General features: G+C 62.6%; 12 protein-coding genes. 6 read left to right on the top strand and 6 right to left on the bottom strand.

Features of this window, described 5'->3' with window-relative positions; all coding sequences use genetic code 11:
* Positions 1–124 precede the first annotated feature (124 nt).
* Positions 125–1,687 carry a DHA2 family efflux MFS transporter permease subunit gene (locus KHO23_RS30395; RefSeq protein WP_211616097.1) on the top strand — a complete coding sequence of 521 codons (1,563 nt, stop codon included), beginning with the start codon at positions 125–127 and terminating at the stop codon, positions 1,685–1,687.
* Between the two features lie 369 nt (positions 1,688–2,056).
* On the opposite strand, the gene KHO23_RS30390 is transcribed toward KHO23_RS30395, so the two are convergent.
* The 4 genes from KHO23_RS30390 to ada all read right to left on the bottom strand — a co-directional run bounded on the left by KHO23_RS30390 (position 2,057) and on the right by ada (position 6,855).
* On the bottom strand, positions 2,057–2,548 hold the full coding sequence (locus KHO23_RS30390) for a hypothetical protein (RefSeq protein WP_211616095.1): 492 nt from the start codon (positions 2,546–2,548) through the stop codon (positions 2,057–2,059).
* Positions 2,549–2,805: 257 nt separating this feature from the next.
* Positions 2,806–4,422, bottom strand: a complete 1,617-nt coding sequence (gshA, locus tag KHO23_RS30385; protein ID WP_211616156.1) for a glutamate--cysteine ligase — start codon at positions 4,420–4,422, stop codon at positions 2,806–2,808.
* A 340-nt stretch (positions 4,423–4,762) separates the two neighbouring features.
* Positions 4,763–5,680, bottom strand: a complete 918-nt coding sequence (locus KHO23_RS30380; RefSeq protein ID WP_211616093.1) for a DNA-3-methyladenine glycosylase family protein — start codon at positions 5,678–5,680, stop codon at positions 4,763–4,765.
* Entirely contained in the window at positions 5,677–6,855 is a 1,179-nt protein-coding gene (gene ada / locus KHO23_RS30375) for a bifunctional DNA-binding transcriptional regulator/O6-methylguanine-DNA methyltransferase Ada (RefSeq protein WP_211616091.1), read from the bottom strand. The genes KHO23_RS30380 and ada overlap by 4 nt, the downstream gene beginning before the upstream one ends.
* A gap of 397 nt (positions 6,856–7,252) precedes the next feature.
* On the opposite strand from ada, the gene KHO23_RS30370 reads away from it, so the two are divergent.
* Positions 7,253–7,678, top strand: coding sequence for a VOC family protein (locus KHO23_RS30370; RefSeq protein WP_211616089.1), 426 nt, complete (start codon positions 7,253–7,255; stop codon positions 7,676–7,678).
* A 124-nt stretch (positions 7,679–7,802) separates the two neighbouring features.
* On the opposite strand, the gene KHO23_RS30365 is transcribed toward KHO23_RS30370, so the two are convergent.
* Both KHO23_RS30365 and KHO23_RS30360 read right to left on the bottom strand, forming a co-directional pair.
* Positions 7,803–8,357 carry a YaeQ family protein gene (locus KHO23_RS30365; protein WP_211616087.1) on the bottom strand — a complete coding sequence of 185 codons (555 nt, stop codon included), beginning with the start codon at positions 8,355–8,357 and terminating at the stop codon, positions 7,803–7,805.
* 151 nt (positions 8,358–8,508) lie between these two features.
* A complete protein-coding gene (locus KHO23_RS30360) occupies positions 8,509–9,486 on the bottom strand; it encodes a LysR family transcriptional regulator (RefSeq protein ID WP_211616085.1) in 978 nt (325 codons plus the stop codon).
* A 189-nt stretch (positions 9,487–9,675) separates the two neighbouring features.
* Between KHO23_RS30360 and KHO23_RS30355 the strand changes: the two genes are divergently transcribed.
* The 4 genes from KHO23_RS30355 to araH all read left to right on the top strand — a co-directional run bounded on the left by KHO23_RS30355 (position 9,676) and on the right by araH (position 15,044).
* Positions 9,676–11,127, top strand: coding sequence for an aldehyde dehydrogenase family protein (locus KHO23_RS30355; protein WP_211616083.1), 1,452 nt, complete (start codon positions 9,676–9,678; stop codon positions 11,125–11,127).
* 186 nt (positions 11,128–11,313) lie between these two features.
* Positions 11,314–12,318, top strand: a complete 1,005-nt coding sequence (locus KHO23_RS30350; RefSeq protein WP_211616081.1) for an arabinose ABC transporter substrate-binding protein — start codon at positions 11,314–11,316, stop codon at positions 12,316–12,318.
* A gap of 106 nt (positions 12,319–12,424) precedes the next feature.
* The gene (gene araG / locus KHO23_RS30345) at positions 12,425–13,984 is read left to right on the top strand and encodes an L-arabinose ABC transporter ATP-binding protein AraG (protein WP_211616079.1); all 1,560 of its coding nucleotides are present in this window, start codon (positions 12,425–12,427) and stop codon (positions 13,982–13,984) included.
* Between the two features lie 55 nt (positions 13,985–14,039).
* Positions 14,040–15,044, top strand: coding sequence for an L-arabinose ABC transporter permease AraH (araH, locus tag KHO23_RS30340; RefSeq protein ID WP_211616077.1), 1,005 nt, complete (start codon positions 14,040–14,042; stop codon positions 15,042–15,044).

Here is a 15,044-nt window from a genome sequence, read left to right as displayed (position 1 = left end):
GCTGTTGAACGCGCCATCGTTTGAAAATATCTGTCTGGGCAGAGGGTGATCCGGCATGTAAGCGCGCCATTCGAAGGGCGCGATAAAGCTGCCGCGACAAGCTTTCCCAGCTGAGGAGAAACACATGGCTGCTACGGCTCCCGCCGAAGCCCTACCCGCCGCCGAAGCCGCTCCGCTCAAAGGCGGGGCACTGGCGCTGCTCACCGTCGGTCTCGCGCTCGGCACGTTTATGGAAGTGCTCGACACGTCGATCGCGAACGTCGCGGTGCCGACTATTTCCGGCAGCCTTGGTGTGGCGACCAGTCAGGGCACCTGGGTCATCTCATCGTATTCCGTGGCCTCGGCGATCGCGGTGCCGCTGACCGGCTGGCTTGCGCGGCGCGTCGGCGAGGTGCGGCTCTTCACGCTGTCCGTTCTGCTTTTTACGATCGCCTCGGCGCTGTGCGGTTTCGCGCACAACTTCGAGTCGCTGATCGCGTTCCGGCTGCTGCAAGGGCTTGTCTCCGGGCCGATGGTCCCGCTCTCGCAGACGATCCTCATGCGCTCCTATCCACCGGAAAAGCGCGGGCTCGCGCTCGGCCTCTGGGCCATGACCGTGATCTGCGCGCCGATTTTCGGGCCCGTGATGGGCGGCTATATCACCGACAACTACACATGGCCGTGGATCTTCTACATCAACGTGCCGATCGGCTTGTTCTCGGCGGTATGCGCGTTCCTGCTGCTGCGCGGCCGTGAGACCAAGGTCACCAAACAGCGTATCGACGCGGTTGGGCTCACGTTGCTCGTGATCGGCGTGTCGTGCCTGCAGATGGTGCTCGATCTGGGCAAGGATCGCGACTGGTTCAACTCGACGTTTATCATCACGCTGGCCATTATCGCGGTGGTGTCGATTGCTTTCCTGCTGGTGTGGGAGACGACGGAGAAGGAGCCCGTTGTCGATCTTTCGCTATTCAAGGATCGTAACTTCGCGCTCGGCGTGGTGATTATTTCGTTCGGATTTATGGCGTTCTTCGGGTCGGTGGTGATTTTCCCGCTCTGGCTGCAGACGGTGATGGGTTACACCGCGGGGATCGCCGGTCTCGCGACCGCGCCGGTCGGCATTCTTGCGCTGTTTTTGTCGCCGATGATCGGCAAGAATATGCATCGGTTGAATCTGCGTGTTGTCGCTAGTTTTGCGTTCATCGTGTTTGCGTTTGTGTCGTTCTGGAACTCGACTTTTACGCTCGATGTGCCGTTCAATCATGTGATCTGGCCGCGGTTGGTGCAGGGTATTGGGGTTGCCTGTTTCTTCGTGCCGATGACTACCATTACGCTGTCCAGCGTGTCGGATGATCGGCTCGCCAGCGCTTCCGGTTTGTCGAACTTCTTTCGGACTTTGTCTGGGGCGATTGGGACGGCTGTCAGTACGACTTACTGGGAGAACGATACGATCTATCATCATGCGATGTTGACCGATTCGGTTAATGTCTATTCGGCTAATACTAATGCTTATACCAATGCGTTGGCTGGGCTCGGGCTTTCGGGTGATAGTCTCACCGCGCAGTTGAATCAGGTTGTTACCGCGCAGGCTTATATGATGGCGACTAATGATTTTTTTCGTATTTCTTGTGCGGGGTTTCTTGTGCTGGCTGGGCTTGTTTGGGTTACTAAGCCCAGGAAGGGGCTGGGGGCTTCTATGGGGCACTAAGTTTTTTCTGTTGCCTGCGCGGCGCTTGCTGTCTGCGTGCCTGCGGCGTTGGCCTTTCCTTGTTTTCTTATTGGTCCATTAGCGTCGCCCCTGTGCGGGGCGGCACCTACTTTTCTTTGCCTGCCGCAAAGAAAAGTAGGCAAAAGAAAGCGGCTCAAACCGCTAGCTCTTAAGCGGGTCCCCCGCGCAGCCACGGTAGTGGTGCATCTGGAATCTGTGTTTTCGCACATTCGGCGTTAGTGACAAGGGCGTCATTCTTCCGGCGGCGCTGCGCGCGCCGATGCGTAGTTCTTAACACCACTTGCGGTCTTTTTGGGTGGTGAGTTTCTCAGTGCCATGCTCGCAGTTTTGTGCGTGAGCATCTCCCCCTCACTGCGTTATCGCGTCCCCCGAGATCGATTGTCCCGAGGCATCCGGATGCCTCGCCGTCGGTGCAGGTTGCGATAGCTTCTCACCCTTTCTCGGCGCGTCCGCCGCCGTGCCTCGTACGTATTCCTTGAAGTCGGCGCCCGCCTCCCACGGGTTCGGTTTGCATCCCATCGACCCATCGCAGTGCGCCGCAAATCCAATCGTTGCCGTGCCGTCAGGGTTCGCCGTGCGCGTTATCTGGTAAGCCAGCGCACGCCTGCCGCCATCCGGACCCGCAGTCTGGATCAGTGTGTCAGTCGCGGATTCGATCTTGTACGTCGAATGCCCCGCTACCCACGTCTGCGCACGTTGCCACCAGACATCACACTCAGCCTTGGTCGAACACGTCAACGGTGTAGTCGCGATCTGCATGACGTCCGGATTGACCTGCCCCTGCGTCGAACACCCCGCCGCCGCCGCCACGCACAATACGGCCAACAGACCTTTTTTCATCACGTTGAAGCCTCCCTCTCCGGCCCGTGTCATGAAAGTTGGACCGCATCCCCAGCACGGTGTTTCATACGCGTTGGCGAATCGCCTGAACATGCGGAGATATTGCCGCCATGGCCGCACGGCCAGCATCGCTTTATGTAGACGTTACCGCCGCAAAAGGAATATGCGGCACGCAGCGACGATTCCGGCTTCACCAATGAAAATGCCGTTCAGTGCTAACTGAACGGCATGAGCCCACCGCAGCCTACGTTCGTCGTTTAGACGCTAAACCGGTTCAGTGTGTACGCCCGGTATGCCGCGACAAAGGCGTCGAATGAACCCACCTCTTCCCGTTCAAGTTTCGCCTGCTCTGCGAGCGACTGCGCAGCAAGATCGGCAAACTCCTTGGTCTGCGCGGCATCTAGCGGACGCGAGCGGAAATAAGCGGCGTGCGCTTCGCTTTGCGCGAGGCCGAACGCGAGGAAGCCCTGCTGTTTTTCGCGCATGGTCCGCAACACGCGCGCGGAGGGCGTCAGCGAGGCGTCCGCCAGTTTCGCTCGCTGAACCGCTACCGCGCGCGCGTGCGCGTCGCCGCCGTGCAATGCGTCGAGCGTTGCCGCGGCTGCGTCGATTTTGACGAGCAGTTCGTTCGCCCAATCCGTCATCGCGATCGGGTTGCCGTCGCGTGTCAGTTCGAGGCCCGGTTTGCGGCCTTCCATCGTCACGCGGCCGAAGTTCTGATTCGCCTCCGCGTACGCGTCCGGCGGCAACAACGCGCTGTCGTCGAGCGCGCACACCAGCAGGTAAGCGTCGAGAAAACGCGACGTCTCCAGCGAAATGCCGGTCGGCTCAAACGGATCGATGTCCATGCAGCGCACTTCGACATACTGCACGCCGCGCGCAGCCAGCGCATGCAGCGGACGCTCGCCCGGATACGTAACGCGCTTCGGACGGATCGTCGAATAGAACTCGTTTTCGATCTGCAGCACGTTCGTGTTGATCTGCACCCACTCGCCGTCGCGCTGCGTGCCAATCGCCTCGTACGCGGGATACGGCTGGCTCACGGCCTTCGCGAGCGCGTCGAGGTAGCCCGGCAGCGTGTCGTAGTCGGCGCGCAGCGCGGCTTGCGCCGTGGTGTTCGAGTAGCCGAGGTCGCTCATGCGCAAGCTGGTCGCATACGGGCGATACAGCGTGTCGGCGTCGAAGGTCTCGAGCGTGTGCTGGCGATCGCGGAGGAATCGGCGATCCAGCGCCGGCGATGCCCCGAACAGGTACATCAACAGCCAGTTGGTACGGCGGAAATTGCGGATCAGCGCGAGGTAACGGTCGGACTGGAAATCGACGGCGTTGGCCGTGGATTGCTGGTCGGCATGCAGCGCCCGCCACACTTCTTCGCTCAGCGAATAGTTGTAGTGGATCCCCGCAATGCATTGCATCGTGCGGCCGTAACGGAGCGCCAGGCCAACCCGGTACACGTACTTCAGTTTGCCGATATTCGACGTGCCGTAATGCGCGATCGGAATACCGTCGTCCGTCTCGGGCAGCAGGCCCGGCATCGAGTTGTTCCACAAGACCTCGTCGCCGAGTTCTGCGTAGACAAAACGATGCAGCGTATCGAGCTTCTCGAGCGTGATCGAGACGTCGTGCTCGGCCGGCGTAATCAGTTCGAGCAACGCTTCGGAATAGTCGGTGGTGAGCGACGGATGCGTAAGCGCCGAACCGAGAGCGCGCGAATGCGGCGTCATGGCCAGCTTGCCGTCGTGCGTCACGCGCAGGCTTTCCTTTTCGATGCCGCGCAGGCCGCGTATCAGCGCGTCGCGCTGCGGGCCCGCGGTCAGCACGGACAGGCGGTGCAATAACGCGTCGTTCGTGCGGGAAGGTGTCGTGTTTGGCATTGATGCGAGTCGGGCGTTGTCGGCCGCCATGTGCCGCTTCACTGCGATCATGCAGCACTGCGCGGTTGACAACGTTCGGCGGAATTTTCGGGTAGCGGGCACTTTAACATCTCGCCACAACGGCTGCTTGAGGCCGCTTCGGCAGGCCCTCGGACGACACAACCTGGCCTAATTTCGATACGAAACTGCCTGCCCATCACCTTGTTACGCTGCCGATCACATGCCAGAGGCGCGACCCGCTTTGGTTCCTGACCGGCGTGCAGGGCCTCAACTGCCGCTCGCAACCGCCGGGCCGATTCACCACGTCATGCGGCCTTACTCCCCCGGCCGCCGTGCAACCTCAGCCGCCGCGTGCGGCGCCTGCCCGATCCGCGACCTCGTTCCATAGATGCATCGCGGCATACGCGCGCCACGGCCGCCAGGCGTCAGTGCGAGTGCGTTGCTGCGTGGGCCGCACGAGCGACGGATCGCGCGCGCAGATCGACTGCATCAGCACGAGGTCCCACGCGGGCCAGGCGTCGGCGTCACGCCATGCGCGCATCGCCACATACTCGACGGTCCACGGACCGATGCCCGGCAGTGCGAGCAACGCTGCGCGCAGGCTGTCGGCATCGGCGACGTTGCTGTCGAGCGGCACGTCGCCTGAAGCCACGGCATGCGCGAAGCCTTGCAACGCGGCTACGCGTTTACCCGGCATGCCGATCTTTTCCAGATCCACAGCAGCCAGTGCGGCGGGCGTCGGAAAGCGCCACGCGGTGTGCTCATGCGGATGACCTTCGATGCGCTCGCCGGCCCGCTGCACCAATCGCCCGATGATCGTGGTCGCCGCCTTCACGCTGACCTGCTGCCCGACGATGGCGCGCACCACCAGCTCGAAGCCCGACCACGCGCCCGGCACGCGCAAGCCGGGCACGGCTTCGACCAACGGCGCGAGCCATGGGTCGGCGGCGAGTTCGTTGCCGATCTTCTTGGGGTCGGCGTGCAGGTCGAACATTCTCGCGATCGGCGCGGCGAGCGCGTCGGCATGACGGCTCGCGGGACCTTCGATGCTGGCGACGATGCAGCGCTTGCGCGGATGCAGGCGCACGGTCAGTGTGCCGCTGTCGCCGGTCCAATCGATCGCGCGGCGATAGGCGCCGTCTTCGACCGCTTCGACGCCGGGCGTCGCGCGTCCGCCGAAAAAGCGCAGCAGGCGTGGCCAGTCGAAGGGTGGTTTGAACGGCAATTCGAGTGTTGCGACGTCGTCAAGCGTGCTCACGCGGCGTGGTCCAGGTTGGTGAGGGGGGCAGTCACGGCTGCGTGCTCGCGGCGATTGGGTTCATCGAGCGAAACGCCGCCGGCGTGCTGGGCTTCATTGTCGAGCAGCGCGGCCTTGCGCGGCAGGCCCCAGCGATACCCTGCGAGCGCCCCGCCCTTTTGCACGACGCGATGACATGGAATCGCCAGCGCGACCGGATTCGTCGCGCACGCGCTGGCCACCGCGCGTACGGCCCGCGGCGAGCCGACCGCTTCCGCGATCTGGGAATAGCTGCGCGTCTCACCGTAAGGAATGCGCCGCAGCGCGTCCCATACGCGTTGCCGGAACGCGGTCGCGGCGATGTCCAGAGGCAGGTCGAAGTCCTGACGCGTGCCGTCCAGATAGGCTTTGATCTGCGCGATGAACGGTGCGAGCCGTGTTGCGTCTTCGACCAGATCGGCGTTGGCGAACTCGCCGCGCAGATCGTCGGCGAGTATCGCGGCATCGTCGCCGAAACCGATTTTGCAGATGCCTTTGTCGGTTGCCGCCACCAGCACGAAGCCGAGGGAGGTCAGCGCGCTGGCGTAGCGCACGGTGAGCCCCGCGCCTTTGCGGCGGAACGCGGACGGCGCCATGCCCAATTCAGCCGAGGCGCTGTCGTACATCCGCGAGGGTGAGCCGAAGCCGGCATCCAGCGTGGCGCGCGTCACGTCCGAGCCGCTCTGCAGCGCATCGCGCAACGCGGCGCCGCGCTGCGCGGCCTGATACTGACGCGGCGACACGCCCACCACGCGCTTGAACAGGCGCTGCAAGTGGAACGGGCTGACGTGCACCGCATCGCTCAATTGCGCGAGCGTGAGGCGTTGTTGCGGATCGGCATCCAGCGCGGCGCAAGCGCGATTGACGATCTCCAGCTCGCGCGGCAGGCCGCCAGGCTGGCAACGCTTGCAATCGCGATAGCCCGCGGCGCGCGCGGCGTTTGCGTCGGTGAAGAAAGCGACGTTTTCGCGGCGCGGCTGGCGCGACGCGCAGGACGGCCGGCAGAACACGCCCGTCGTTTTGACGGCGTAGAAGAACGCGCCGTCGGCCTGCGGCTCGCGGCGGTTGACGGCTTCCCAACGCTCGGCGTCGGTGCTCCAGCGGGTGGTGCCGACGGCGGTTTCGTCGACGATATCGGTACGGTCGGTGCGGTTCATGATGGTCCCGGAAAGGCGGTGTCGATGCTCACCAATGTAGGCCGCATGCCGACACACTACGCCCCGGTTCTTGCTCTGTCATTGCGCTTCCTCGTAGGGCCCGAGCCCCACCAGGCGCTCGTTTCGCCTCAAACTGCGACAATTTGGCACGATATCGGGTTTTCCCTTAAAAAGTTATTGCGTCGCACCAACCCCATGTGTATATTAGTACTTGTCTCCTCCATGTCTCCTCCTGATATGGATTCAGCCCGCTCCACATAGAGCGGGCTTTTTTTCGTCTGAGCATTTCCGATCTGTCCCTCGCGGCCGGTTCATCTCCCGCTCTCGCTGCCCCTTCCTTTCTTCTACACTGGTTGCTGTTCATCCGTTCTGCGAGCCAGCCAAGGGACCGTTCGATATGAAAATCCACATTCGCGAGATCGATCACATTGTCATTCGGGCATCGAACGTTCCGGAGATGACGCGTTTTTACTGCGAGGTGCTCGGTTGCAGCGTCGAGAAGGAGCAGGCCGATCTGGGCCTGACGCAATTGCGCGCGGGGCGCTCGCTGATCGACCTGTTAAAGGTCGGTGGGAAGCTCGATCACCCCGAAAACGGCGTGCCGGGCGCGGGACGGAATATGGATCACTTGTGTTTGCGCGTCGAGCCATTCGACGCCGAGGCGCTCGCAGCGCATCTGGCCGAACACGGCGCGCGGCCAGGCGAGCCGGCTTTGCGCTATGGCGCGGATGGGTTTGGGCAGTCGCTGTACCTGTTCGACCCGGAGGGCAATATGGTCGAACTCAAAGGGCCGCCCGAAGCCTCGCGTGTGACGTCGCTATGATGTCGCCATAAAAGGCGTGGCCGTCGACTTCAGGCCCGCGCCACAGGCCGGCGTCAAGGCAGCCGGGCGCGCACAGCCGTAGACGAACTCATGCGGCATGCGCTGCCGGCGTGATCAAGAGCAATCAAGCCTTGGCGGGCGCCTTCAGCACCGTCCACTCGATTTTCACCGCATCGGCGTCGGCGCTGCCGAGCCATGCTTCGCCGTCCTGCACGGTGCATTGCAGACGCATGGTCCGCTCGGCAAGCTTGCCGAGCGCGGCGGCCACGTCTTCGCCGAGTGTCCAGACCGTGACATTGCGCATGCGCTCGACCTTGCTGCGCACCCCTTGCCACCAGATGTCCGACGTGCGGCCGCCATAGGCGATCACGATCACGTCGGTCGAGCGGCCGCTTGCCTTGGCAATGCGCCGTTCGTCCGGCTGGCCGACTTCAATCCAGGTTTCGATCGCACCGGTGAGGTCCTTCTGCCAGAGGTCCGGTTCGTCGACGTCCGACAAACCTTTGCAGAATTCGAGGCGTTCCTGCGCGAACAGTGCGAACGCGGCGACGCGGACCATCATCCGTTCGTCGGTTTCCGAAGGATGGCGAGCGATCGTCAGGGAATGGTCGGCGTAGTAGTGCCGGTCCATGTTGGCGATCTGAAGTTCCGCCTTGTAAATCGTCGATTTGAGAGCCATGCCGTTACTGAACCAGGCGCTCGCTCCACCGGAGCGAACAGAAAAAGAATCGTCGACGGCGCGTTGCCGTTTTCGGTGTTGGGTGTACATCGCGTGTCCCTCCCCAGCCGAAGGCCGGCTGCAATTGCGACTATCGCAATGGGAGAAGCATTTATCGCGCCACTGGCGCCTCGAAGGCGGTGCCGTAGACCTCGCCCGCGGCCTCCCGTAAGGCTTCGAGGACGACGGAGGCCGCCGGCGAAAGCAGGTGCGACTGGCGCGTGATGATACCGAATGTATCCATTCTGTACGGTAAATCGATCGGTATACGCTTGAGAACACCGTACTGTTGGTACTGACGCGCCACTTCATCAGGTAAAACCGCCAACATGTCGCTTTGGAGCAATAAGCTCGAAATCGCCAGAAAATTGTTCGTATTGACGACGTTTTGGGGCGGATTCAGTCCAATCTGCGAAAACATCAGATCAAAGCGATGGCGTAAAACACTGCCGGGCGGGTGCAAAACCCAGCTTGCGTTGACGATTCCCCGCAGTGTCAAACCTGTTTCATTTTCGAGAGGATGGCCGGGACGCGCCACCACGCACAGCGGTTCGTCGGCGAGCGGTTCGTAGCGGATTTCGGTCTTGAACTGATTTTGCCGCTCCAATACCCGGCCGATCATGATGTCCAGTTCGCCTTCGGCGAGTTTCGGCAGCATCACGTCTGACGTTTCCACTTCCGCCCAGATTTGTAACTGGGGATAACGCTTTTTCACGTCGGCGATGGCACGCGGGACCATCGTGGCGGCGGCCGCGGCAATCACGCCGATCCGCACCTGGCCGGCCAGACCGGCACGCAGCGCCGAGATTTCGTCATGCGCGTGGCTGAGATTCGAGAGCACCATGCGCGCGTGACGGATCATCACTTCGCCGTACAGGGTGGCGTGCATACCGTGCGGCGTACGGTCGAACAGACTCACCTCCAGCATGTCCTCCAGCTCTTTCAGAAGCCGCGACGCGGCGGGCTGGGTCATGCCGAGCACGTCGGCGGCCCGCCGGACGTTGCCCTCCTCCTCCATCGCTGCGAGCAGCAGTAACTGCCGCGTCTTGAGCCGCGCCCGCACGAACCAGTTCGAGTAGCTACGCGTCATGGCCTGTCTCCTTATGCGGCTTGAGGCCGTCTGTCGGACGATTTGCCGTCGGGAAGTCTCCATGATGCCATATCGGAATTGATATCGGGATGGCCTAAAAAGGGATTGGAAAGTTATTGGGGCGGCTCATACCATTCGTGGACTTTCTGAGCTTCCTCACGAGTTTCCTTAGGTGGCGCCCTCCTGCCGATGAATCGCGATCCGCTTGTCCCGCTCGTTGCCAGTCCGTTCCGCCATTACATCAATGGCGGCTGGGAGACGGGCGCGACCACGGGTGTCTCGCTCAATCCGTCGGATCTGGATGAGCCGGTCGGCGACTACGTGCGTGCCGACGCGCGGCAGACCGATAGCGCAATCGAAGCGGCCAGCGCGGCCTTCCGCGAATGGTCCCTGGGTTCGGCGCAGCGCCGCGCGGATGCGCTCGATGCGATCGGCAGCGAGATGCTCGCGCGCCGTGACGAACTGGGCCGGCTGCTTGCGCGTGAAGTCGGCAAGACGCTGCCGGAAGCCTTGGCCGAAGTAACGCGAGCCGGCCAGATTTTCAAGTATTTCGCCGCCGAGGCACTGCGCGCGTATGCCGAGCCCGGAGCGTCGGCGCGCGCCGGTGTCGAGATCGATGTGACGCGCGAACCGCTCGGTGTAATCGGGATCATCGCGCCGTGGAGCGCGCCGCTGGCGATTGGCGCCGCGAAGATCGGCGCCGCCCTCGCCTACGGCAATTGCGTTGTCTTCAAACCGGCCGAATCGGCGCCGGGTTGCGCGGCGGCGTTGGCGTCGATCGTGAGCCGCGCCGGTTTGCCCGCCGGCGTATTCAATCTCGTGATGGGCAGCGGCCGGCAGGTCGGCGCGCGGATCGCCGCGCATCCGTTGGTGGCGGCAATCAGCTTCACCGGCTCGGCAGAAAACGGCACACGTGTCTTGCAGGCCGCTGCTGCACGGCAAGCGCGCGTGCAACTGCAAATGGGCGGCAAGAATCCGTTCGTGGTGCTGGCCGATGCCGATCTCGACGGCGCCGTCGATGCAGCCCTCAGCGGCGCGTATGGTTGTGGCGGTCAACGTAGCACGGCCGCGTCGAGGCTGATCGTCGAACGTGCGGTGTTGGAGCCGTTCGTCGACGCGTTGCAGACCAGGCTCGCCAAGCTCAGCGTCGATCACGCGCTGAAGCGCGGCACGGATATCGGCCCGCTCGCCAACGCTGCACAGCTGGAGCGCGCGCTCGACTACGTGCGTGCCGGCCAGCAGGAAGGCGCGCAATTGCTGTACGGCGGCCGTCAGCTTGAACGGGCGACACGGGGCTACTTTTTTGAACCGGCGCTCTTTCTCGCTGAACCTGAGCACCGCATCGCGCGCGACGAGATTTTCGGCCCGCTAGCCGTGGTGCTGAGCGCCGACGACTACGACCACGCCCTGCATCTCGCGAACGACACCGCCTACGGTTTATGCGCCGGCATCTGCACGCGCTCGCTCGGCCGCGCGCGGCATTTCCGCCGCCACGCGCAGTGCGGCCTCGTCACGATCAATCTGCCGACGACAGCCGTCGAGTATCACGCGCCCGGTGGTGGCGGTCGCAAGGCGTCGGCCTATGGCGCAACCGATGCAGCCTTCTGGACGGCCATGAAAACGGCCTACGTTGCGGGTTGACGGCCATGGCACTCGCTCAATCTGCCGATCAGCCCATGGCTCAGTGCGCGGCTTACCGCATGGCTCGCCCAGCAGCGCATCGCGCGCTTTACCCCATCGCTCATCCACGCCCCGGCTGACGCCGCCGTGAACCCCGTGCTGCGACTAAACGAAATCAATGCAGCCTTTCAACCTCAGGAGACAGGTATGACCAGCAAGCTTCGCCGTTTGACGCTATCAGCGATCGCCGCCGCCGCGCTCACCGCACCCTTTGCCGCGCAATTCTCCGCGCATGCCGATCAGCAACTCAAAGTCGGTTTCCTCGTGAAGATGCCGGAACAGGCGTGGTTTATCAACGAACAGAAAGCCGCCACCGCGCTCGGTCAGAAGGATGGCTTTTCGGTGGTCAACATCGGCACGCCGGACGGCGAAAAGGTGCTGGCCGCGATCGATAACCTCGGTGCGCAAGGCGCCAAAGGCTTCGTGATCTGCGCGCCTGACGTGCGGCTCGGACCGGCGATAGAGGCGCGTGCGAAGCGCTACAACATGAAGTTCGTCACGGTGGACGATCAACTGGTCGACTCCACCGGCAAGCCGCTGCCGAACGTGCCGCATCTGGGCATGTCCGCATTCAAGATCGGTAATCAGGTCGGCACTGCGATCTCTGAAGAGATGAAGCGCCGCGGCTGGAAGCCGGAAGAAGTCGGCGCGCTGCGCATCACGAACTACGAATTGCCGACCGCCAAACTGCGTACCGACGGTGCAACGGAAACACTGCTGGCCGGCGGCTTCAAGAAGGAAAACATCTTCGACGCGCCGCAAAAGACCACCGATGACGAAGGCGGTTTCAACGCGTCGTCGCCGGTGCTCGCGCAGCATCCGAACATCAAGAAATGGGTGATCTTCGCGCTCAACGAGGAAAGCGTGCTGGGCGGCGTTCGCGCGACTGAGCAACTGCACATTCCGGCGGCCGACGTGATCGGCGTAGGCATCAACGGTGCCGGCGAAGCGTTTGCCGAGTTCCAGAAGAAGGAGCCGACAGGCTTCTACGGCACGATCGCCGTGAGCTCGACGATGCACGGCAAGGAGAGCACGGAGAATCTCGTGGAGTGGATCAAGGACGGCAAGCAGCCGCCCGCCGACACGCAAACCACCGGCAAGTTGATGGTGCGTGGCAACTGGCTGGACGTGCGTAAAGAGCTCGGTATTTAAGCGGTATTCGAGTTTGCACGTTGCGGGCTCTTTTTCATGTTCACGCTCACGCTCATGTCAACGTGAAATCGGCCCGCACAGATGGTCCACCCGCAAGAGGCTTTCGATGACGGTTTCTCACACTGGCGAAACGGGCCAAGCGGTGCCGCCCGCGCAAGCGCCCTCGCCTACGCTTACGTCGGCTGATCCGTATCTGCAACTCGACGGTATCACCGTGCGCTTTCCCGGCGTGCTCGCACTCGACCAGGTGTCGCTCGACGTGCGGCGCGGCGAGGTACACGGCTTGATGGGCGAAAACGGCGCGGGCAAATCGACGCTGCTCAAAGTGCTATCCGGCGTGAACCAGCCGGCGGCGGGCACCTTGTCGCTCGATGGTGTCGAGCAACAGTTCGTCACCACCAAGGCGGCCATCGCGGCGGGTGTCGCGATCATCTATCAGGAACTGCATCTGGTGCCCGAGTTGACGGTTGCGGAAAACCTGATGCTCGGCGCCCTGCCCAATCGATTCGGCGTGCTTGACGAGAAGGCGCTGATTGCAAGAGCGGTGCGCGAGTTGGAAAGACTCGGCGAAAAAATCGACCCCGCGCAGCAGGTGAAAAATCTGTCGATCGGTCAGCGGCAGATGATCGAAATCGGCAAGGCGCTGATGCGCGATGCGCGTGTGATTGCGTTCGACGAACCGACCAGTTCGTTGTCGTCGCGCGAAACCGTGCAGCTGTTCCGGATCATCCGCGCGTTGAAGGCCGAGGGCCGCGCGATCATCTACGTCACGCATCGGATGGATGAAGTCTACGAACTGTGCGATCGCGTGACGGTGTTTCGCGACGGCCGCCGTATCGATACGTTCGAAGCGGGCGATGGACTCGATCGCGATCGCCTGATCAGCTGCATGGTGGGCCGTTCGATCGCCGACGTGTACGGCTACCGCTCACGCGAACTGGGTGGCCTGCAACTCGAAGTCAGGGATTTGATGGGACACGGCTTGCGCGAACCGGCTTCATTTACCGCACGCAAAGGCGAAATCGTCGGCTTCTTCGGTCTGGTGGGCGCAGGCCGTTCGGAGCTGATGAAACTGATTTACGGCGCCGTGAAACCGAGCGCCGGTGAGATCGTGCTCAAGGGAAAACGCGTGCGCTTTGCCACACCGCGCGATGCCGTGCGCGCCGGCGTCTCACTGTGTCCGGAAGATCGCAAGCAGGAAGGCATCGTCTCGATTGCTTCGGTGTCGGACAACCTCAATATCAGTTGCCGCCGCCACTTCAGCCGCTTCAACGTGCTCAATCGCCGCAAGGAAGCGCAGACCGCGAAAGAGTTTATCGGCAAGCTCTCGATCAAAACGCGTAACGGCGAAACGCCGATCGGCACGCTCTCCGGCGGCAATCAGCAGAAGGTGATTCTGTCGCGCTGGCTCGCTGAAGATATCGACGTGTTCCTGATGGACGAACCCACGCGTGGTATCGACGTCGGCGCGCGCAGCGAGATTTACGGCTTGCTGTATGGGCTGGCCGAAGCGGGCCGCACGGTGATCGTCGTATCGAGCGATCTGGCCGAAGTGATTGGCGTGACGGATCGCGTGATCGTGATGAAGGAAGGCCGCATCGTCGGCAATCTGCCGAAGGCGCAGGCCACGCCGGATGCGCTGATCAAGCTCGCGCTGCCGCGCTAGGAACACCGCATTCGTCAGGAAACCGAAGGAAACTGAAGTCAACGGAATAGACATCATGCACACACCCTCAACCGACTCCTCTACGCCAGCCATCGCTTCCGCGGGCCTCGCCGCACGCGCCGCACGCACCTGGGACCTGATCAACAAGTCCGGCATCGTGATGGTGTTCGTCATCCTGTTCGCGGCTTTGTCGTTCACCGTGCCCGATTTCTTAAGCTCGCGAAACATTCAGGGCCTGCTGCTCTCTGTCACGCTGATCGGCTCGATCTCCGTGACGATGATGTTCGTGCTCGCGCTGGGCGAAGTGGATTTGTCGGTGGCCTCGATCGTTGCGTTCGCGGGCGTGGTGGCGTCCACCTTGATCACCGCAACGCATAGCGTGATGCTCGGTGTCGCCGCCGGCGTGCTCGCGGGTGGCGCGGTCGGACTGGTCAACGGCGTGCTGGTCGCGCGCTACAAGATCAACTCGCTGATCGTCACGCTCGCGATGATGGAAGTCGTGCGCGGCCTCGCCTTCATCACGTCGAGCGGCGACGCGGTGATGATTTCGGAGGAGCGTTTCTTCGACCTCGGCGGCGGCTCGTTCCTCGGCATCTCGTATCCGATCTGGAGCAACATCGTCGGCTTCGTGCTGTTCGGTTTTCTGCTGAAGAAAACCGTGTTCGGCAAGAACGTGCTGGCCGTCGGCGGCAATAGCGAGGCCGCTTTGCTCGCGGGCTTGCCGGTTACCCGGATCAAGATCACAGTGTTCGTATTGCAGGGCCTCGTGACGGGCTTTGCAGGCGTGATGCTGGCGTCACGCATGAGTCTCGGCGACCCGAAAACGTCGGTCGGTCTCGAACTCGGCGTGATCTCCGCATGCGTGCTCGGCGGCGTTTCGCTAACGGGCGGCGTCGCGACGATTTCCGGTGTGCTGGTCGGCGTGCTGATCATGGGCTCGGTGCAGGACGCAATGAGCCTGATGAACGTGCCGACCTTCTACCAATATCTGATTCGCGGCGGGATCCTGCTGCTCGCGGTACTGTTCGATCAGTTCCGACGCAGCAAGCGCGTGCACTGA

This window comes from Paraburkholderia haematera, assembly GCF_905220975.1.
Lineage (GTDB): Bacteria > Pseudomonadota > Gammaproteobacteria > Burkholderiales > Burkholderiaceae > Paraburkholderia > Paraburkholderia haematera.
The sequence above is the reverse complement of the archived record's forward strand: the minus strand, read 5'-3'. Positions and strand labels throughout refer to the sequence as shown.